Raw genomic sequence first — 20,520 nt, 5'->3', positions numbered from 1 at the left:
GACGGCGACGGAGATGGTGACGGCGACGGAGATGGTGACGGCGACGGAGATGGTGACGGCGACGGAGATGGTGACGGCGACGGCGACGGAGATGGTGACGGCGATACCCGTGCCACCCCGACCGTCGATCACCCCGAGTCATCCGACACTCTGACGACCAACACCGAGGAACCGCGCTGTGTCGTGACCGGCACCGGCGAGCCGGGCGATACCGTGACCGTAGTTGTCGGCGATCAGACGCAGACCACCACGATCACCGAAAGTGGCACCTGGGGTGTCACTTTCGAAGATGGCTCGTTCCCCTCGGACGGTTCGTTCCGGGCCGAAGTCACCGTGACCGGCGGCGGGTTCACCTATGAGCTTGACGGTCCGAGCTTTGTGATCGACATGACCCCGCCCGAAGTCTCGGCGACCTCGGGGGTGGAAAGTGTCGGCGACATTGAGAACGGCGCCGAATATCTTGATGGCGTGACCATCGGGGGCGAAGGCGAGGCTGGCGCCACGATCGAAGTCGAGATCGAGGGCACGACCCACACGACTGTGGTCGATGCCGAGGGCAACTGGTCTGTGACCTTCTCGACCGAGGAAATCGCCGCGGGTGAGCACAGCTATGCCGCGACGATCACCGCGACTGATCCGCTGGGCAACCAGACGGTCATCCATGAAACCGTGGTGGTGGATACTTTCACCACCGTGGCCTTCGCGGATGCCGCCATTGCCGGGGACGATGTGATCAACGCGGCCGAGGCGGCTGGTACGATCACCATGACCGGCTCGGCTCAGGCCGGGGCAACAGTGACGGTTGAATGGCTGGGCACCACGGTGAATGCGGTGGTGGCTGCCGATGGGTCGTGGACCGCGAGCTTCGCGGCCGGTGTGGTGGCCTCGGGCACCTACAGCGGCACGGTGGCCACGGTCACGGCGGTGGATGCGGCGGGCAACAGCGCCACCGCGACCCACACCATCGACGTGGATACCGAAATATCGCTCAGCATCGACGATCCGCAGATGGGGGATAACTACATCTCGGCCGCCGAGCGTTCGGGCAGCGCGGGCATCGTGCTGACCGGCGAGGGCGAGGCCGGTGCATCGGTCGAAGTGACATTCGAGGGTATCACCCGCACGACGACCGTGGGCGCCGATGGCCAGTGGAGCGTGACCTACCTCGGCAGCGAGATTGCCGAAGGAACCCGCGACTCGGTCGTCAGCGTGACAACGACGGATGCGGCGGGCAACACCGACACGGCAACGCATACGGTCTCGATTGACACCGAGGTGCAGAACTTCGCCGGTGCGGGGGATGATGTGATCAATGGCGCGGAAGCGGCCAATGATCTTGTCGTCTCGGGCACGGTTGAAGTCGGCTCGCGCGTTGTGGTCAAGCTGGCCGATGGTGCGTGGCACAATGCGACGGTCGATGCCAGCGGCAACTGGTCTGTCCGGGTGCCCTCGGCCGAGATCCCGGCGGGTGAGCATGACCTGACGATGACCATGGTGGCGACCGATCACATCGGCAACACGAAGACGCTGACTCAGGCCGTGCATGTCGACACGCTGGTGCGCAATCTGGGCCTTTCGGGCGAGATCGCGGGCGATGGCGTGGTGAATGCCGCCGAATATGCCCAGGGCGTTGTGGTTCAGGGCACGGTCGAGGCCAATTCGACCGTGACCGTGACGCTGGAGAACGGCACGCGCCATACGGTGAATGCCGGTGCGGATGGCAAGTGGTCGGTCACCCTGGCGGCGGGCGAACTGCCGGTCGGGGATGGCATTGATACCGACATCCGCGTCAGCGCCACCGACAGCGTCGGCAACGTCGATTTCTTCACCGAAACGATCCATGTCGATACGGTCGCACCGCTGTCGCCGGAGATCACCGCGATCACGCCGACGAAGGATGCCTTGGGCAATGCCATCGGCATGCGGGCGCTCTATACCGAGATGACCGATGACATCTACACATTCGACCGTGTGGATGCTTCGGGCGCGGTGAGCCATGTTTCGGCGACGGAAACCGATAACGCCACCTTCAACGAAACCGAGTTCCGCTTTGGCGGTACGGTGCCGGACGGCAGCTATCTGGTGATCAACAATGCGGATGCGGCGGGTAACTCGTCCTCCACGCTGCTGATCGTGAACACCACGAATTCGGTGGAGGTCGATCTTGATCGCGCCGGGCTGCACGGCTTCGATTTCGCGGCGGTGGACCTGACCTGGGCACCGGATGCGCAGATGACCCTGACGGCAGATGACCTGACCCGCCTGACCGGGCCGGACAATCAGATGATGATCAAGGGTGATGCGGCCGATGACGTGAAGCTGAGCGGCGACTTCGCCGCGACGGGCACCCAGTCGATCGACGGGCAGACCTATACGGTTTACACGCTGGGCGACGGGCACGGTTCGGTTCTGATCGACGACGATATCAATACGACGTTGATCTGACGGAGGGCACAGGATGCCCGTGCAGTGTAAACCAGTTCGCGCCGGGGTTTTGCGCCCCGGCCCGGCCCTGACGCTTGTGCTGGCGCTGGCCGGCTGCATGGGCGGTCCGGGGCCGGATGTAACCAAATCAGGGTTCGGGGCGGGATATCGCCCCGACCAACCGGCTGGAATGACGGAACTTCGTCGCGCCGGGCAGGATGCCAAACAGCGGTCCGACATCATCGACGCGTTGCTGGCGCGCCAGTCGATCCTGCCACCTTCCGGCCCTTATGCCGAGGTCGCGCAGGCCGTGACCGAGGCCAATGCCGGTGTGGCCCGTGCCGAGCTGCGGGTGGCGCGGCTGCGGTCCGAGGCGAAGTCGAAAAACTGGCTGCCGAAGATCGGGCCGAGCGTCAGCCTGACCTCGCTTGGTGCGGTCGCCGCTTCCATCCTGATCGAGCAGACCATTTTCGACGGCGGCGCAAGGAAGGCCGAACGGGCCTATTCCGCTGCTGATGTCGAAGTGGCCGCCGCCTCGCTGGCTGCCGATGCCAATGCGCGCGTCTATGATGGCCTGTCGCTGTATATCAAGACGCAGCAATCGCGCGATTACGTGCGGCTGTCCGAAGCGGCAGTGGCCCGCATGGCCGAATTTCAGCGGATCGTCACGATCCGCGCCGATGGCGGCCTGTCAGACCGTTCCGAGCAGCGGGTCATCGAACAGAAAACCGCCGAGATGCGGGCAAGGTTCAATGATGACAGGTTCAATGCCAGCCAGACCCTGGCTGAGCTGAACGCGATGTCGTCCCGGCCGCTGGATGCCGTTTCGGGTCTTCAGTCCTTGCCGCCGGATGCCGCCACACCAGAGCCGATTGCGGTCCTGAAAACCCGCGCCGAGGGCACGCGCACGCTGGCCGAGGCTGATATCCTGCGTGCGGGCTATTTTCCGGGGATGAAGGCCGAGGCGAAGCTGAATGACGATGGCCTGCTGTCCGGCCTCTCTATCGGGGCCGACAATGCCTTTGGCTTTGGCACCGGGGCCGAGCTTGAGGCGCTGAAATCCACAGGCGATGTGGTGGACCGTCGGATTGCCAAAAGTGCCGAAGATACCAACCGGCGGATTGTCTCGCTTCAGCATGACATTGCCACCTTGCAGGCACGGGAGGCCGAGGGCGCGACTGTTCTTGCGCAGACCGAGGCGACGCTTGCGACTTTTACCCAGCAATACAAGATGGGCCGCCGCCCGCTGATGGAGTTGGTGGGCATGTTCGAGACCTTCGTCGCGATGCAGCGCGAACAGGCCGGACTGAAATATGAAATTGCGTTGCGGAGGCTGGAAATCGCCCGCGACCGCGGGGTTCTGGTAAGCGGGGCGCAGCTATGACCGATCGGGTCGTCGCATTCGAGTTGAATGCCAATCGCAGTGCGGTGCAGCCGCGTCCCGCCGCCCCGGCACATCCCGCCGTGAAGCCGGGCGAAAAGGCCCTGGCCCGCGCGCGGCTGGCGACGATCTATCTGGGTCTGACCGGGGCCGAGCTTTCCGCCGCCGATCTGGCCGAGGCGATGGTACGGCATGCCGACGCCGGGACGACACCTGACCTCAATCACCTTTGTCGCGCGCTGACCGAACTGGGCCTTGTCGCGCGGGTTGATCGTGCTGCTGCGCCAGAGCCTGCCTTCTGGCCCGCACTTGCGCAAATGTCCTCGGGGCAGCTTGTTCTGGTGCTTTCGCAATCCGATGACAGCGTGACGATCTATGACGCCACCCTGCCGGACAAGCGTGCCGAAGTCGCACTGGAGGAATTTGCGGCGGTGTTCGGTGGCACTTTCCTGCGTGCACGGCCTTCGATGGCGGCGCTGGAACAACGCCACGCCGAGGATGCGCCGCGTCCGCACTGGTTCTGGGGTGAGTTCAGGGGGTATCGCCGCCAGCTGGCAGAGGTTGCGGCCGGTTCGCTGGTTGCGAACCTGCTGGCGGTCGCCGTGGCGCTGTTTTCGCTTCAGGTCTACGACCGGGTGATTCCGCACCAGTCAGAGCCCACACTCTGGGTTCTGGCCCTTGGCGCCTTTCTGGCGGTGGTGCTTGAGGGCATGCTGAAGGTCGCCCGCTCGACCCTGATGGATACCACCGGCCGCCGGATCGAACTGTCGGTGCAGGAACGGCTGATGCAGCGGCTGCTGAACATGCGCGCCGCACCCGGAAAACGCACGCCGTCGCAAACCTTTTCGGCGATGCGCGAGTTCTCTTCGGTGCGTGAATTCTTTACCTCCACCACCATCGGCACATTGGCGGATCTGCCCTTCCTGATTATTTTCTTCCTGCTTGTCGCCTCGATCGGCGGCAATCTGGTATGGATTCTGGTGGTCGGCGGCATCCTGATGGTGGCGCCGGGCCTGTTCTTCCAGAAGCGCATGATCGCGCTGACACAAGCGACACAGGGCGCCTCCACCCGCGCGGCGCGGCTGCTTTACGAAGCGGTCTATGAACATGAAACGGTCACAACCCAGCGCGCGCAGGACCGGATTTCTCGCATCTGGGCCGAGTTGACTGCGCTTTCGGCGCTGAAATCTTCGGAACAGCGGCATATGTCGTCGCTGCTGACCTATTGGGCGCAGGGCGTGCAGCAGGCGACCTATGTCAGCGCCGTGGTTGTGGGGGCCTACAAGGTTTTTGCCGGCGATTTCACGGTCGGAACCATCATCGCCATCGGTATCCTGACCTCGCGCACGCTTGGCCCGCTGTCGCAGATTTCTGCCACGCTGGCGCGCTGGGCCAATGTGCGCGCGGCGCTGGACGGGCTGGAAAGCATCGCCAGTGCCGAACAGCAGGAGGAAGCGGGCCGCAGCTATTTGCGCCGCGACCGCATCAAAGGCGGGTTCGAGCTGCGCAACGTGGAATTCCGCTATGATGAGAAATCCAGCGCCGTGGTCGATATCCCCGGCATTGCCATTCCGCCTGGCCAGCACGTCGCGGTGCTGGGGGCCAATGGTTCCGGCAAATCGACGCTGCTGCGGTTGCTGGCGGGTCTGTTTGACCCGACGCGCGGCCGCATCCTGATCGACGGGGTGGATCTGGGGCAGGTGCATCCGCGCGACCTGCGCCGCGGGATCGGCTATCTTGGGCAGGAGGTGCGACTGTTTGCGGGCAGCCTGCGCGACAACCTGAACCTCACCCAACTGGAACGCGATGACGACCGGCTTTTCGCCGCGCTGGATTTTGCGGGTCTTGGCCCCTTCGTGCGCAACCATCCGCGCGGGCTGGACCTGGAGATCCGTGAACTGGGCGAGGGGCTTTCGGTCGGGCAGCGGCAAAGCATCGGCTGGGCGCGACTCTGGCTGCAAGACCCGTCAGTCGTGTTGCTGGACGAACCGACCGCCGCGCTGGACCAGACCCTCGAGGCGACATTGGTCAGCCGGTTGCATGGCTGGCTGAAGGGGCGCACTGCGATCATCGCCACCCACCGCGTGCCGATCCTGCAACTGACGGAACGCACGGTGATCCTCCAGAACGGCAAGATGGCCGTCGATGGCCCGCGCGACGCCGTGCTGGCGCATCTGTCCAAGGCGCAGGGGGGCAAGGCATGAGCAGCGCAGCCTTCGATCACGACCTGTCCGAACGCACCCGCCGCCCCTCAGTCACCATCTGGGTGATCGGTCTTGCGGTTGTCGTCTTTCTGTTGTGGTCGGCCATCGCCTGGGTGGCAGAGATCGTGCATGCACCCGGAACGGTGGTTTCCTCGTCGCGTCCGCAGATCATCAACAACCTTGAGGGCGGCATTCTGGCCGAACTGAACGTGTCGGAGGGCGATATCGTTAAACCCGGTCAGGTTCTGGCCCGCCTTTACGGCACGCAATACCAATCCCAGGTGGACGATCTGACCGATCAGGTTGCGACACTGGAAATCCGCCGTCTCCGGCTGGAGGCCGAGATGCTGAACCTCGCGGATTTCGATGTGCCACCGGAGTATGCCGCGCGGGTGCCGGATATCGTGGCCTCGGAAACCACACTTCTCGGGGCCCGGCAAAGCGACTTCTCTTCCAAGAAAGAAGGCGCCGAGCAGGTTCTGAAGCAGGCGAACAAGGAACTTGAGATCCTTGAGAAGATGCTTGCGATGGAAGTGGTGCCGCTGATCGAGGTGACGAATGCGCGCAAGCAGCAGTCGGAAGCCGAAAACCGGCTGAATGACGTGATTACCCAGATGGAGCTGGATCGCGCCACCAACTATTCCGAGACGCTGGCCAAGCTGACCTCGTTGAAACAGCAGCTGAAGATCGCGGAAGACCAGTTGCGCCGCACGGTTCTGGTGGCGCCGATGAAAGGCGTGGTCAACAAACTGTCGATCACCACTATCGGCGGTGTGGTCCGCCCGGGCGAGGAAATCCTTCAGATCATTCCGCTGGAGGACGAGCTTTACATCGAGGCGCGGGTGAAGCCCGAGGATATCGCGCAGGTCCGCAAGGATCAGGATGCCACGATCAAGCTGACCGCCTATGATTACACGATCTATGGCACGCTTCAGGGAAAGGTCGATTTCATCTCTGCCGATACGTTCAAGGATGATCGCTCGCGCAATCCCGATGGCGACCCGCATTACAAGGTCACGGTAAAGGTGGACCTGTCGAAGCTGACCGAACGCCAGCAGGCGCTGGAAATCCGGCCCGGCATGCTGGCGGATGTGGAATTGCAGACCGGTGGCAAGACCATTCTGACCTATCTGACCAAGCCGCTTTACAAATCGCAGCAGGCGCTGCGCGAGCGTTAAAGGTAACTTCGGACCAGCGCACCGGACAGCAGGCTCCACCCGTCGGCAACGACGAAGAATGCCAGCTTGAAGGGCAGGGAAACGATGGCTGGCGGCACCATCATCATGCCCATGGACATCAGGATCGCGGCAACAACCAGGTCGATGATCAGGAAGGGCAGGAAGACCATGAAGCCGATTTCAAAGGCGCGGCGCAGTTCGGACAGCAGAAAGGACGGCACCAGCAGCGGCAGTGCGGCATCTGTGACCTCGGGTGGCTCGTTCTCGCGCAGCGAGGCGAGTTCGGCATAGGTCTCGGGGTTCGTTCGCGCGGCCATGAAGCGGCGGAAGGGCGCGATGGTCAGCGGGATCGCCTCCTGCAATTCAATCTCGCCCCGTGACAGCGGGCCTGCGCCTTTGGTCCATGCCTCTGTCAGAACGGGGTCCATGACGAACCAGGTCAGGAACAGGGCGAGGCTGACCATCAGCATGTTGGGTGGGGCCTGTTGCAGGCCGATCGCCTGTCGCAGGATGGACAGCACGGTCAGGATAAAGGGAAAGCAGGTCACCATGACTGCAAGTCCCGGCACCAGGCCAAGCAATGTGATCAGCGCGATCAGTTGCATGGACCGCAGGCCCAATGTCGGCCCCGCGCCCAGATCGACCGTCAGGCTTTGCGCCGCTACCGGGCCGGCAAGCAGCAGCAGAGTGCCAGTCAAAAGGGTTCCCCGCATTACAGCTCGCCACGCAGATTGGCGACTTCGGTCAGGCGAACCGCCAGTTGCCCGGCCTGATCACCCTCCATCTCCTGCAACTCGCCCCGCGCGATGAGCCGGTCGCCAACGTAAAGTTCCACCGGATCGTCCACGCGGCGGTCGAGCGGCAGGACCGCATCACGCTGGAGTTTCAGAAGATCCCGGATGCGTGGCCGAGCCTTGCCCACGGAAATCACGATTTCTATGGGCACCTGCCCGAAAGGGTTGCCATCTGCCGTGTCGTTCATGCTGTGCGATCCTGTTCTGACAATCCAAAGAAATTGCGAACCGCTGCGGTCAGTTCGCTGGTCGCGCGATCAAGGTCTATCTGCGCTTCTGTTTCCCCGAGGCGCAGATAGACCTGCCCCTCACTCAGGGTCGGCTCCTCGACCAGACGAAGTGGAAGCCCTGTTGCCTGGCCAAGCAGGATCTCCACCGGCGCGCGCGCGGCAGGATTGAGCACGAGCTCCACAGGTGCCTCCGCCAGTTCCTCCGCCAGGGGCATCAGGGTTTCGAGCACTGTTGGCGCAAGTGCCTCGCGGGCGACCCCGGGCAGCAGGCGGCAGGCGATTTCCTGCATCAGCGGCGCCAGGGCCTTCAGCACATGCATCCGCGCATCATGAAATGTGAAGCCAAGCGCCTGAATGCTGCGGGCAAGGTCGGCCGTCATCCGGCCCTGCTCCTGACTCGCGGCATTCGCGGCATCTTCCCAGCCGGCGGAATATCCCTGTTCATAGGCTGCAAGCCGCTCTTCCTCGGCAACCGAGGCACGCGGAGGTGTCGCTGCCTCGGATTCTTCCCGCGACTCGAAGACTTCAAGCTTCAGGGTCATGATGCCCTCTCTTCCGGCTCTTCCAGCCAGCCGCGCAGGATCTGCACGGATTCGGCCTGACGTGCCTCGATCAGTCGACGAAGCCTGTCGACCGGATCATCAGGAAGGTCGACACTCTCGCCGGGGATATCGGCGAAGCCGGAAATATCGCCGATATCGTCAATCTCGCCCGAAACCACGCGCGGACTTTCGGTCATGCCCGCGGGGACAGGCAGTATACCGGTGCCTGTTGCGGGCAGAAGGGGGGTATCCGAGCCGGGGATCTGCCTGGCGCCGGTCAGCAGGGGACGCAGAACAAAAATCCCAAGCACCAGCGTCACAAGTGCAAGCGCACCAATCTGGACAAGCCGCATCATGTCAAGCGGCGGCAGCCAGCTCGCCTCGGCCAAAGTGCCCTGCGGCGCAAACGACTCGAAAGACAGGGATTTCAGGGTCAGGACATCACCACGCGACGTGTCGAGCCCTGAGGCGGAAGCAACGAGTTCGCGCAGATCGGCAAGCTCCGTCTCGGGTCGGGGCTGCCAGCTTGTGCTTCCATCCTGCCCGAGGCTTGGCAGGCCGTTCACCAGAACGGCGATGGTGAGTCTTCGAATGGTGCCCGGACCCCGGACCAGCTCGCGCCGGGTTTCCGAAACCTCGAAGTTCACCCTTTCGCGTGTTTCGCTGCTCTGGCTTTGACTGCCGCCATTCTGTCCGGCATTCCCTTCGGGAAGGTTGGAAGCGACCGTGACATCCTGATTGGCCTCACGATTGGTGCCCGATTTCTCGGTCGTATCGGTCGAGATCGCCACCCGGCCTTGCGGATCGAATTTGTGCTCGGTGATCTGCTCCTGATCGGTGACCAGATCCAGCGACAGTTCGACTACGGCGTTCCCCGGTCCGACGCGGGCTTCAAGAAGACGCTCGATATTCTGGCGCAAGGCAGTTTCCCGGTCAGAAGCCGCGGCATTCGTGGCGGGGTCGGAGTCTGGCGGAACCAGACCGCCCACGCTGTCGATGACAGCAACATCTTCCGGCCGCATTCCGCTGACTGCGGCCGCAACCAGATGGCGCAGAGCCTTTGCCTGTTCGGCTGAAACTGTCCCTGAAGCTGTGGTGACGGTGACCGAAGCAGTGGGCGGCGCAGATTTGCGAAAGGGTTGCGCAGCAGACTGGGCGATATGAACCCTCGCGTTGCGAATCGCCGGGTTGGCCAGAATGGTTCGGGCCAGCTCACCCTCCTTCGCTCGCCAATAGGCGGCATCAAACATCTGCGAAGTGGTGCCAAAACCGGACATACCATCCAGAAGCTCATAGCCTGCGCCCCCCGCAGCGGGCAGGCCTTCGGCAGCAAGGGTCATGCGAATCGTATCCCGGCGCGCGGCATCGACCTGAATGGCGTTGCCGCGCACCTCATAGGCGATACCGCGCTGTTCCAGCGCCGCAACGATTTCGCCTGCCGCCTGAGGCTCCAGCCCGGAGTAGAGAAGGGCATATTCCGTGCGCCCGGCGATCTGCGACATGGCGAAAACCAGAAGAAATACGGCCAGCGTTACCCCGATCACCGTGACTCGTCTGCGCAGATTCATCTGCGACCAAAGCGAAATCAGATTCTGCATGCGCCGTCTCCGCCGTGCGGGCATCTGCCCCCGTTCAGACGACTCATGCGGGATCGGGCTTAACAATCGGTTAGTGACCTTGGCGTTATAGCTTTTTCCCGAAAGGTTGCGGAGAGAGCCATGGCAGACACGCAAGAGCCGCAGGAAGCGGCGTCGAAAAAAGCTTCCAAAAAGCCTCTGCTGGTGGGGGGCATTCTCGCCTTGCTGCTTGCAGCGGGCGGGTTTTATGGCACCTACAGCGGTTTGATCCCCCTGCCTGGCCATTCGGCCGAGGTGGAACCTCCGGCAGAAAACCTGCCCGATCTCGCTTTTGTGCCGGTCGATACGGTGGTGATGTCCCTTGGTGCCGCAGGAAACAACCAGCATCTCAAGTTCGGATCGCAGCTGGAGGTTTCGCCCATCTATACGGCCGAGGTTGCCAACCTGATGCCCCGGATTCTGGATGTCATCAATTCCTATCTGCGGGCCGTCGAAGTGGCCGAATTGCAGAACCCCAGTGCCCTTCTGAAGATCAGGGCGCAGCTTCTGCGCCGCATTCAGGTGGTCACAGGCGAGGGGCGCGTGCGCGACCTGCTTGTCACCGAATTTGTTCTGAACTGAGGGCAGTCATGACATTTGTCGCAGATATTCTGATGGTTGCGGGAACGTTTGGCGTCGCGTTCTACTGCTATGTGCTTTCGGCACGGCTGAAACGGTTCTCGACACTTGAATCCGGAATGGGTGGTGCGATTGCCGTTCTTTCGGCACAGGTCGACGATATGACCCGCGCTTTGGCCAGGGCGCAGGCCGCCGCAACCGGCTCTGCCGCGACGCTGGAATCACTGACCTTGCGCGCCGAAACCGCCGCCGCGCGACTGGAGGTCATGCTGGCCTCGCTGCACGATCTGCCGGAGCGGGCCGACGATGATGCGGGGGACCGGCGATTGCGGTTCGTGCGTCGGCGGAATGGCCGCGATGAAGCGGAGACCGGAATATGAGCAGGATGGTGCGTCGGCCCGGACGTGGCGCGCTCTATCTGCTGTCGGTCCTGCTTCTGGCAAGCGCATCACTGCGGATCGGCACCAACGTCGGTCAGGCACTGGCCGCATCGGAGGAGACAGGCCCGGCGGCGGTTCCGCTGAACTGCCCCACGCCGCCCGCCGCTCTGGTCGAGGCGCTTTCTCTGCGGGAACAAAGGGTCAGGGTGCAGGAAGCAGCACTGGCTGAAAAGACCGCAGCGCTTGCACTTGCTGAGGATGTTGTGACCAGACGGCTGGCCGAGCTCGCGACGGCCGAGGATCGTCTTCGCGCAACGCTTTCGCTCGCCGACGGTGCGGCAGAGCGGGATCTTACGCAACTGACCGAGGTCTATCAGGCCATGAAGCCCAAAGAGGCCGCAGCGATCTTTGCCGGGATGGACCCGCAGTTTGCCGCAGGTTTCCTTGGAAGGATGCAGCCGCAGGCTGCTGCGGCAATCCTCGCCGGAATGCCGCCGGATACGGCCTATGCGATGAGCGTGCTGATCGCGGGTCGCAACGCGAATGCACCAAGGGAGTGAGGGAATCTTAACCTGCCACACGGAAAGATCGTTGGAGATGCAGCGGGAAGGAGGTGCCGATGTTCGGCCTCGTCGGTATTGTCATAATCTTCGTCATGGTGTTCGGCGGGTACATTCTTGCCGGCGGCAAGCTGGGGATCATTCTCAAATCCCTGCCTTTCGAGATGATCATGATCGGGGGTGCCGCACTGGGCGCGTTTCTGCTGTCAAATGATCTGACTGCGGTCAAACACGCGATGAAGGATATCGCCAAGGTGTTCAAAGGGCCGAAGTGGCGGCCGGGGGACTACCGTGATCTGCTGTGCCTGCTGTTCGAGCTTATTCGCATTGCCCGTTCGAATCCGGTGGCGCTGGAAGAACATATAGAAAAACCGGAAGAGTCGGCGATCTTCGCGCGGTACCCGCGCATCCGGGCAGATCATGAGGCGCTCGACCTGATCTGCGACACGCTGCGTGCCGCTTCCATGAACTATGACGACCCGCATCAGGTGGAAGAGGTGCTCGACAAGCGGATGGATACCGCACGGCATCACGCCCTGCATTCCAGCCATGCCCTGCAATCCGTTGCCGATGCCTTGCCCGCCCTGGGGATCGTTGCTGCGGTGCTGGGGGTTATCAAGACCATGGGCGCGATTGACCAGCCGCCGGAGGTGCTGGGCAAGATGATCGGGGGCGCGCTTGTGGGAACATTTCTGGGGGTTTTTCTGGCTTATGGGATAGTCGGTCCCTTTGCCACCCGCGTGAAGGCCGTGGTGGAGGACGATGCGCATTTCTACCAGTTGATCCGCGAAGTTCTGGTCGCCAACCTCTACAACCATCCGGCCAATATCTGCATTGAGGTCGGCAGGCAGAATACGCCGCATAACTTGCGACCGAGTTTTGTAGAGCTGGAAGAAGCACTGCGCTCCCTGAAGCAGGAAGCCGCGTGATGGGGCGCTTTCTGGTTCTTCTGTTGCTCTTCCTGCCGAGCCCGATCTGCGCCGAAATTGCGCGGGTCACTTCGGGAGAGCACGATGGTTTTTCACGCCTTGTTGTGTCTGTCGGGGAGCCCGCAACCTGGAAACTGGGGCGGCTGGAGGATGGATATCTGCTTCAGATCAGCAAACCGGGCTTGACCTTCGATTTGTCACAGACATTCCGCCGGATACCTAAGACAAGGCTGGCCGGGGTTGATGTTGCGGCCTTTGGCAGACTCAGGATCGCCATGGCCTGTGATTGTCATGCCGAAGCATTCGAGTTTCGACCAGGGATTATCGTGATCGACCTGAAATCTGGCTCCCCCCGGAAGGACTCACCCTTCGAGATGCCTTTGCTGATCGACAACCCCGTGATACCGGGTTTACCGCCCTCCTCCCAAGAAGCAGAGAGCGGATCATTGCCGCTTCTGGATGATCTTGCCCTTGTCGGCATGCGAAAGACCATAGCCGAGGGCATTGGCGCAGCGGCGACCCAAAGTTTGGTTGATCTGAGCACCCCCAGGATCGCCCGACCCAGGGCTGTGGAGCAAGTTTCCACCCCACAATCCGAACATGTGAGGGTCAAACCGCCGGAGGGGTTGGAAACACATATCTCGGAAAATGCGGAAAAGTCGCCGCAAGACGGTGCGTGCCTCGGAGAGGACAGCCTCCTTCTTCCGGAATGGTCGGATGAAGCGCCGATTTTCGGGCAGTTTTCCGCATTGAGGCAAGACCTTGTCGGAGAGTTCGACGAGCCGCAGCCCGAGGCTGTCGCGATGGCGGCGCGGAGATATATTGCGATGGGTTTCGGGGCCGAAGCTGCACAGTTGGCCAATACCTTTCCCCAAGGCTTGAAAGATATCCCGATTCTGCTTGCCCTCGCGCGCCTGTTGGATGGCGAGAGGCCGGAAAGGAACCCGTTTACCGGCATGGAAGGCTGTGACTCGCCTGCCGCGCTCTGGTCGGTGCTGGCGCGTCCCTCGCTTCGCCCGGGCGAGCGGGTCAATCGAGATGCCATTTATATGGGCTTTTCCCGACTGCCACTTGCCCTGCGTGAATCCCTGGGTCCGGGTCTTGCAGAGCGTTTCCGGCAAAACAGGGATGCCGAAATGGTCCGAAAAATCAGGGATGTCATGGCACGCGGTAGCCCGTCGGCGAGTTCGGCTGTGCGTGCGCTTGACGCATCCATCGCGGCAGAGGAAGCGCCCCGCGAAGCCGAGAGATCTTTTCGCAACATCGCGTCCGGGCATGATGAACTGGAACCCGCAGCCCTGATCGCGCTGGTCGATATTGCCTGGAAAGCAAGCGCGCCGGTCGAGGCCGGGCTTGTGCAGGATCTGGAAATTCTTGCGCAGCAATACCGGGGTCAGCCGGACGACCAAAGGCTTCATCACGCCCTTGCTGTTGCGCTTGCGCTGAACGGACAGTTCTCGCGCGGCTTTGCGGCGGCGGCAGACAATCAGACGCGGCTGATTGTCTGGGATATTCTGGCGGAGCGCGCAGGGAGCTCTGATTTGCTGATGCTGGCAAGCGATGCCTCCGGCGCCCCTGCGGAGCTGCCGGCCAAAACCCGGTCTGTTCTGGTTGCGCGCTTCATGGACCTGGGTCTTCCCGAGCTTGCGGAGAGTTGGGCGACGCAGGGGCGTACCGCTTCTGAGGACGCATCGGATCGGCTTCTTTCGGCAAGATTGGCAGCGCAGCGCAAGGATGCCGCAGCCGCATTGCGAGGATTGGCGGGGCTGGAAGGGCCAGAGGCTGATGCGCTTCGCGGCGCGATGCTGATGCAACTGGGGTTGTCTGCCGAGGCTGTGGGGGCATTCCGGCGCGCGGGCGATGATGAAGCGATGCGGCAGGCGCTGCGCGTATCCCGGTCCTGGCGGGCGGTTGCCGAACAGGATCAGGGAATCTGGCGTAAGGCCGCGGCGTTTGACAGCGATTCACCCGTGGAAGAACTCGCGGACAAGCCGCTTGCCCACGCAAGAAGCTTGGTTGAAAGAAGCGGCCAGTCGCGTTCCGCACTTGAAAAGCTGCTTGCGGCAGTCGCCGGGGGCGGGTTGTGAGTCAGGCCTCGAAGCGGGTTGCGCCACGACGCATGGTGTTGACGGGCTCCGGCAGGGTCAAAGCCTGATATGCACGCTGGTCGCAATGATTGCGCGGGCAGATGCGGCAGTTGATCCCCACGGGTGTCATGGTGATGCCTGAAAGCAGGAAGGGTTCAGCATAGCCGATTTCGCTGACATGTTCGAGGGAACACCCCATGGCGACGGCCAGGCGATTGTCCTGTGCGTGGCGCACCCATGTTGGCCGCTCCACCGTGCGTGAGAATACGAAAAACCGGCCGCCATCGGGCATTTCCACAAATTGCGGGACGATGCGACCAGGCGTGCGGAAACTGGTGTGGACATCCAGCCGCGGGCATGCGCCACCGTGTTCTGCCAGCGGAAAACTGGTGGCATTGAACCTTTTGGCAACGTTGCCGCCCTTGTCGATGCGCAGGAAGAAGAAGGGCACACCCGGTGCGCCCTCGCGTTGAAGCGTTGTTGCGCGGTGGCAGGCCTGTTCGAAGCTGACGCCGAATCGGGTGGCAAGATGGTCGAAGTCGTACTTTGTGGCCTTCGCCTCTGCCAGAAAGGCATCATAGGGCATCAGGACTGCGGCGGCGAAATAGTTCGCAAGCTCCACCCGCAGACGCGCAACGCCTTGCGGATCTTTCAGCACCGACGCGGCGATAACCCCGTCCAGAAGCGGGGCCAGCTCCAGCAGGGCGCACATGTGCACAAGCTGGAAGATGCGGTTTGTGTGGTCCAGCGCTTCGGAAAGCTGAATTTCGCGCTGCGTCACGTTATAATCGCGCAGTGAAAAGGGCATGTCCTCAACAGGAAGAACCCGAACCCGAACGCCCAGCCTATCCCGCAGCCGACGCTTCAGCGCGTAATAGATGTCATCCCGTTCAACCTGTTCCGTGCCCCAGAAGGCTTCGGCAGCCTCTTCCAGATCCCGGAAATTGTTCCTGTTCTTGCGGAAGATGTCATGAACTGCTGCCTCGGGTGAGGACAGCGGGGTCTGGCCCGCAAGCTCCGTCATTGAAAGAAGCTGGTCGGAAATCGCGTGATAGGCACGATGCAGGCGCAGAAAAGCCGCTGCGAGGTCCGGGCTGTGAATGAGCGCGGCGCGCAGTTGCGGCAGATCCGGCCGCAGTTGCGCAAAGAGAGGGTCCTGCACAGCGCCGCGCAGCTCGGGCAAAAGATTGGCGTTGTCATCCTCGGCGATGTCCCGCCAGTCGACGCCATAAGTGTCCATCAGCCGGAACAGGATCGCGACGGAAACAGATCTTTCGTTATTTTCCAAAAGGTTGACATAAGACGCGCTGATGCCGAGCGCCTTTGCCATCTGGGCTTGGGTCTCTCCCCTTTCCTGCCGCAAACGGCGAAGCTGGGGGCCGATGAATGTCTTCTGCATACGGTTGCACACAAATTTCCGGTTCGTCAACTTTACAATATTACAATTTATGAACTATGTAAATTCTCGCGTTTACAGCAGAACGCAGATTCATTTCCCCACAGTGAAATTTCCCGGCATCAATAATCTCAGCAATGGGAGGATTGCCATGAAAACCGGACTTTCTCACCTCTTCATCCCCGGCCCCACCAATGTGCCGGAAACCGTTCGCCGCGCCATGAACGTGCCGATGCAGGACCACCGCGCCCCGGATTTTGGGGATTTGACGGCCAGTATCTTCGCCGATCTCAAAACCGTCTACGGCACCACCAAGGGGCGCGTGGCCCTGTTTCCCGGCTCGGGCACCGGCTGCTGGGAGGCGGCCATCACCAATACACTGAACCCCGGCGACAAGGTACTGATGGCGCGGCATGGCCAGTTTTCGCATCTCTGGGCAGAGATGGCGAAGAAGCTGGGGCTTGAGGTGCAGCTGATCGACCTGCCCTGGGGTGCGGGTGCCCCGGTAAAGGAATTCGCCCGTATTCTGGGCGCGGACAGGCATGGCGAGATCAAGGCGATCTTCGTCACCCATAACGAAACCGCGACTGGCGTGACCTCGGACGTGGCGGGCGTGCGCAAGGCGCTGGACGATGCGCTGCATGATGCGCTGCTGTTTGTCGATGGCGTGTCCTCGATCGGCTCGATCCCGTTCCGCATGGATGACTGGGGAGTCGATCTGGCGGTGACCGGCAGCCAGAAAGGGCTGATGAGCCCGGCGGGTCTGGGTATGCTCGCGGTCAGCCCGAAGGCGCTGAAGGCGATGGAAAGTTCCACCATGCGCCGTGCCTTCTTCGACCTGGCCGACATGCTGCGCGCGCATGACGGCGGTTCATTCCCCTATACGCCGCCGGTGCCGCTGCTGCATGGCGTGAAGGCGGCGCTGACGCGGATGATGGAAGAAGGGCTGCCGAACATTCATGCGCGGCACAAGCGGCTGGCATCGGGTGTGCGCCGTGCGGTGGCGGCCTGGGGGCTGGACCTCTGCGCCGAACATCCGACGCTTTATTCCGATACCGTCACCGCGGTGCGCGTGCCTGAAGGAGTAGATGCGCGCGAGGTCATCCGCATCGCTTATGAGCGCTACAACTGCTCGCTCGGGTCGGGGCTTGGCCCACTGAACGGCAAGGCCTTCCGCATCGGCCATCTGGGCGATCTGAATGAAGGGATGTGCCTCACCGCCATCTCCATCGCCGAAATGGCACTGGTCGAGGCCGGTGCCCGGATCAAGCTGGGTTCGGGCGTTGCCGCTGCCCAGGAAGTTTACCTGATGCGCCCCGCCCAGCCCGAGCTGCGGCTGGCCGCCGAATGATCTCCGGATAAACAGGACAGACATATGAGCCACACTTTGCACCCGCTGCGGCGCCAACGCCTGCAGCGCTCGGAACTTGCCGTCCCGGCGTCCAACCCCACCATGATCGACAAGGCCGCGACTGGCCCGGCGGATTACATCTTCCTTGACCTTGAGGATGCGGTGGCACCGCCGGAAAAGGAACAGGCCCGCAAGAATGCGATTCAGGCGCTGAACGACATCGACTGGGCGGCGGCGGGCAAGACCGTTTCTGTCCGCATCAACGGACTGGATACGCACTACATGTATCGTGACGTCGTTGATGTGATGGAGCAGGCGGGCGACCGCGTGCACACGCTTCTGGTGCCCAAGGTCGGCGTGACCGGCGATCTGTATATGGTCGAGGCCATGGTGAACCAGATCGAGATGGCGAAGGGCTATCAGACCCGCGTGGGCCTTGAGGCGCTGATCGAAACCGCGCTGGGCATGGCGAATGTCGAGGCCATCGCGCAGTTCGGTGGCCGGCTGGAGGCGCTGCACTTCGGCGTGGCAGATTACGCGGCGAGCCTCAGGGCGCGCACCACCAACATCGGTGGTCTGAACCCGCATTACCCCGGCGATCAGTGGCATTCGGCGATCAGCCGCATGGTGGTTGCCTGCCGCGCCTATGGCCTGCGCGCCATTGACGGGCCGTTCGGCGATTTCAGCGATCCCGAAGGGTATAAGGAGGGCGCGCGTCGCGCCGCCGCGCTGGGCTGCGATGGCAAATGGGCCATCCACCCCTCGCAGGTCACGCTGGCGAACGAGGTCTTCTCGCCGCCGGATACCGAAGTCACCCGCGCCCGTCGCATCATCGACGAATTGCGCAAGGCGGAATCCGAAGGGCGCGGCGCCGCCTCGCTGGACGGCAAGATGATCGACGCGGCCTCGGAACGCATGGCGCGCAACGTCATCGTTCTGGCCGACGCCATCGCCGCACGCTGAGGGAGGAATATAAATGGATATTCACGAATATCAGGCGAAGGAAATTCTGGCAGGCTTCGGCGTGCCGGTCCCGCGCGGTGGCCTGGCTTACAGCCCGGAACAGGCAGGCTACCGCGCGCGCGAACTGGGCGGCAGCGCCTGGGTGGTGAAGGCGCAGATCCACTCGGGTGGCCGGGGCGAGGCGGGGGGGGTGAAGCTATGCCGCAGCCCCGAGGAAGTGCAGGACTACGCGCAAACCCTGTTCGGTCGCCAGTTGGTGACAAAGCAGACCGATGCGAATGGCAAGGGGGTCTATCGGCTTTGGGTCGAGGCGGCGTCCGAGATCCGGCAGGAGCTGTATCTTGGCTTCGTGCTGGACCGGAAATCCGAACGCATCATGATTGTTGCCTCCGCTCATGGCGGGATGGAGATCGAGGATCTGGCGGAAAGCGACGCGGATTCGCTGCGCCGCATGGTCATCGACCCGGCGGTGGGTCTGGTGCCGTTCCAGGCGCGGGAGCTTGCCTTCTCGTTGGGCCTGCGCGGTGGTCAGATCGCGCAGATGGTCAATGTGCTGACGGCCTGCCACCGTGCCTACCGCGAGCTTGACGCCACGATGGTCGAAATCAATCCGCTGATCATCAACGGCTCGGGCGATCTGGTGGCGCTGGACGCGAAGATGAGCTTTGACACCAACGCGCTCTATCGTCGCCCCGAGGTCGCCGAACTGCGTGACCGCAGCCAGGAAGACCCGCGCGAAAGCATGGCCGGCGATTATGGTCTGGCCTATGTCGGGCTCGATGGCGACATCGGCTGCATCATCAACGGCGCCGGTCTGGCCATGGCCACGATGGACATGATCAAGCTGGCCGGGGGCGAGCCTGCCAACTTCCTCGACATCGGCGGTGGCGCCAGCCCGGAGCGGGTGGTCCGCGCCTTCCGCACCGTGCTGACTGATCGCAATGTGCAGGTGATCCTCGTGAACATCTTCGCGGGCATCAACCGCTGCGACTGGGTGGCCGAGGGGGTGGTGAAAGCCTACCGCGAGGTCGGCATGACCATCCCGGTCGTGGTGCGCCTTGCCGGAACCAATGTCGAGGAAGGCCAGCGCATCCTCGCCGAAAGCGGGCTTCCGCTGCACACCGCTGACACGCTTGCCGAAGCGGCCGACATCGCCGTTGGCCTGCGCCAGAAACGCGCCGCCTGAGGGAGGAAAGTATGACCATTCTGATCAACGAAACGACCAAGGTCATCGTTCAGGGCATGTCGGGCCGCATCGGCCAGTTCCACAGCGCTGACATGATCAAGAACAACACCAATGTGGTGGGTGGCGTGGTGCCCGGCAAGGGCGGAGAGACTTTCCTCGACCGGCCACTGTTCAACACCGTGCGCGAGGCGGTGGATGCGACGGGGGCCGAGGCAAGCCTCGTCTTCGTGCCGCCGCCCTTCGCGGCCGATGCGATCATGGAGGCGGCGGATGCAGGCATCAAGACCGCCGTCTGCGTGACCGACGGCATCCCAGCTCAGGACATGATGCAGGTGAAACGCTTCCTGCGCCGCTATCCCGAAAACCGCAAGATGCGGCTGATCGGGCCGAACTGCGCGGGCATCATCTCGCCCGGTCGCGGCTTCATGGGCATCATGCCGCCGCATATCTACATGCCGGGTCGGGTAGGCATTGTCGGTCGTTCCGGCACGCTGGGCTATGAGGCTGCCAGCCAGATGAAGGCGCTGGGCATCGGCGTTTCCACCTCGGTCGGTATTGGCGGCGATCCGGTGAACGGGTCAAGCTTCCGCGACATCCTGCAACTGTTCGAGGCCGATCCCGAGACCGATGCCGTCGTAATGATCGGTGAGATCGGTGGCCCGCAGGAGGCGGAGGCCGCCGCCTGGGTGCGGGAACATATGTCGAAGCCGGTGGTGGCCT

The 20,520-nt window shown here is 62.6% G+C and carries 18 protein-coding genes (1 of these 18 only partly in view); 13 read left to right on the top strand and 5 right to left on the bottom strand.

Going from position 1 to position 20,520, the window contains the following annotated elements; translation table 11 throughout:
- The 4 genes from AO684_RS17265 to AO684_RS17250 form a co-directional block, all read left to right on the top strand.
- A partial coding sequence (locus tag AO684_RS17265; protein ID WP_054303974.1) for an Ig-like domain-containing protein occupies window positions 1–2,445 on the top strand: 2,445 nt, incomplete at its 5' end.
- A 169-nt stretch (window positions 2,446–2,614) separates the two neighbouring features.
- On the top strand, window positions 2,615–3,808 hold the full coding sequence (locus AO684_RS17260; protein WP_161806026.1) for a TolC family protein: 1,194 nt from the start codon (window positions 2,615–2,617) through the stop codon (window positions 3,806–3,808).
- A complete protein-coding gene (locus tag AO684_RS17255; protein ID WP_054303972.1) occupies window positions 3,805–6,009 on the top strand; it encodes an ATP-binding cassette domain-containing protein in 2,205 nt (734 codons plus the stop codon). Before AO684_RS17260 ends, AO684_RS17255 begins: the two co-directional genes overlap by 4 nt.
- The gene (locus AO684_RS17250; RefSeq protein WP_054303971.1) at window positions 6,006–7,187 is read left to right on the top strand and encodes an HlyD family efflux transporter periplasmic adaptor subunit; all 1,182 of its coding nucleotides are present in this window, start codon (window positions 6,006–6,008) and stop codon (window positions 7,185–7,187) included. Before AO684_RS17255 ends, AO684_RS17250 begins: the two co-directional genes overlap by 4 nt.
- On the opposite strand, the gene fliP is transcribed toward AO684_RS17250, so the two are convergent.
- The 4 genes from fliP to fliF are packed head-to-tail and all read right to left on the bottom strand — an operon-like array spanning window position 7,184 to window position 10,351.
- Window positions 7,184–7,900 (bottom strand): flagellar type III secretion system pore protein FliP, encoded by a 717-nt coding sequence (gene fliP / locus AO684_RS17245; RefSeq protein WP_054303970.1) that lies wholly within the window; start codon window positions 7,898–7,900, stop codon window positions 7,184–7,186. The genes AO684_RS17250 and fliP overlap by 4 nt on opposite strands.
- Window positions 7,900–8,169, bottom strand: coding sequence for a FliM/FliN family flagellar motor C-terminal domain-containing protein (locus AO684_RS17240; protein WP_054303969.1), 270 nt, complete (start codon window positions 8,167–8,169; stop codon window positions 7,900–7,902). Before AO684_RS17240 ends, fliP begins: the two co-directional genes overlap by 1 nt.
- Window positions 8,166–8,753, bottom strand: coding sequence for a hypothetical protein (locus tag AO684_RS17235; RefSeq protein WP_054303968.1), 588 nt, complete (start codon window positions 8,751–8,753; stop codon window positions 8,166–8,168). The genes AO684_RS17240 and AO684_RS17235 overlap by 4 nt, the downstream gene beginning before the upstream one ends.
- Entirely contained in the window at window positions 8,750–10,351 is a 1,602-nt protein-coding gene (gene fliF / locus AO684_RS17230) for a flagellar basal-body MS-ring/collar protein FliF (RefSeq protein WP_152968458.1), read from the bottom strand. The genes AO684_RS17235 and fliF overlap by 4 nt, the downstream gene beginning before the upstream one ends.
- A gap of 120 nt (window positions 10,352–10,471) precedes the next feature.
- Between fliF and fliL the strand changes: the two genes are divergently transcribed.
- Genes fliL through AO684_RS17205 form a run of 5 tightly spaced genes read left to right on the top strand, consistent with a single transcriptional unit; the run spans window position 10,472 to window position 14,904 of the window.
- Window positions 10,472–10,951: a flagellar basal body-associated protein FliL gene (gene fliL / locus AO684_RS17225; RefSeq protein WP_054303966.1), complete on the top strand. Its 480-nt coding sequence runs from the start codon at window positions 10,472–10,474 to the stop codon at window positions 10,949–10,951.
- Window positions 10,952–10,959: 8 nt separating this feature from the next.
- Window positions 10,960–11,328 carry a hypothetical protein gene (locus AO684_RS17220; RefSeq protein WP_054303965.1) on the top strand — a complete coding sequence of 123 codons (369 nt, stop codon included), beginning with the start codon at window positions 10,960–10,962 and terminating at the stop codon, window positions 11,326–11,328.
- Complete coding sequence (locus tag AO684_RS17215; RefSeq protein ID WP_054303964.1) at window positions 11,325–11,888, top strand: MotE family protein; 564 nt, start codon at window positions 11,325–11,327, stop codon at window positions 11,886–11,888. Before AO684_RS17220 ends, AO684_RS17215 begins: the two co-directional genes overlap by 4 nt.
- Window positions 11,889–11,947: 59 nt before the next feature.
- A complete protein-coding gene (gene motA / locus AO684_RS17210; RefSeq protein ID WP_054303963.1) occupies window positions 11,948–12,817 on the top strand; it encodes a flagellar motor stator protein MotA in 870 nt (289 codons plus the stop codon).
- A complete protein-coding gene (locus tag AO684_RS17205; RefSeq protein ID WP_054303962.1) occupies window positions 12,817–14,904 on the top strand; it encodes a hypothetical protein in 2,088 nt (695 codons plus the stop codon). Before motA ends, AO684_RS17205 begins: the two co-directional genes overlap by 1 nt.
- A gap of 1 nt (window position 14,905) precedes the next feature.
- Here the strand turns inward: AO684_RS17205 and AO684_RS17200 are convergent, their stop codons facing one another.
- The gene (locus tag AO684_RS17200) at window positions 14,906–16,303 is read right to left on the bottom strand and encodes a short-chain fatty acyl-CoA regulator family protein (protein WP_054303961.1); all 1,398 of its coding nucleotides are present in this window, start codon (window positions 16,301–16,303) and stop codon (window positions 14,906–14,908) included.
- Between the two features lie 148 nt (window positions 16,304–16,451).
- On the opposite strand from AO684_RS17200, the gene AO684_RS17195 reads away from it, so the two are divergent.
- The 4 genes in view from AO684_RS17195 to sucD are tightly spaced (at most 24 nt apart) and all read left to right on the top strand, a layout consistent with a single transcriptional unit that may run on beyond the window.
- Window positions 16,452–17,651 (top strand): alanine--glyoxylate aminotransferase family protein, encoded by a 1,200-nt coding sequence (locus AO684_RS17195; protein WP_054303960.1) that lies wholly within the window; start codon window positions 16,452–16,454, stop codon window positions 17,649–17,651.
- 24 nt (window positions 17,652–17,675) lie between these two features.
- Window positions 17,676–18,614, top strand: a complete 939-nt coding sequence (locus AO684_RS17190; RefSeq protein ID WP_054303959.1) for a CoA ester lyase — start codon at window positions 17,676–17,678, stop codon at window positions 18,612–18,614.
- A 13-nt stretch (window positions 18,615–18,627) separates the two neighbouring features.
- Entirely contained in the window at window positions 18,628–19,800 is a 1,173-nt protein-coding gene (locus tag AO684_RS17185; protein WP_054303958.1) for a malate--CoA ligase subunit beta, read from the top strand.
- Window positions 19,801–19,811: 11 nt separating this feature from the next.
- Window positions 19,812–20,520, top strand: the 5' portion of a protein-coding gene (gene sucD, locus AO684_RS17180; RefSeq protein ID WP_054303957.1) for a succinate--CoA ligase subunit alpha. The gene runs 188 nt beyond the window's last position; the window shows 709 of its 897 coding nt (coding positions 1–709); its start codon is at window positions 19,812–19,814; the stop codon falls past the right edge of the window.

It is taken from the genome of Gemmobacter sp. LW-1, assembly GCF_001303875.1.
GTDB lineage: Bacteria > Pseudomonadota > Alphaproteobacteria > Rhodobacterales > Rhodobacteraceae > Gemmobacter > Gemmobacter caeni.
This window is presented reverse-complemented; position numbering and strand designations above follow the sequence as displayed.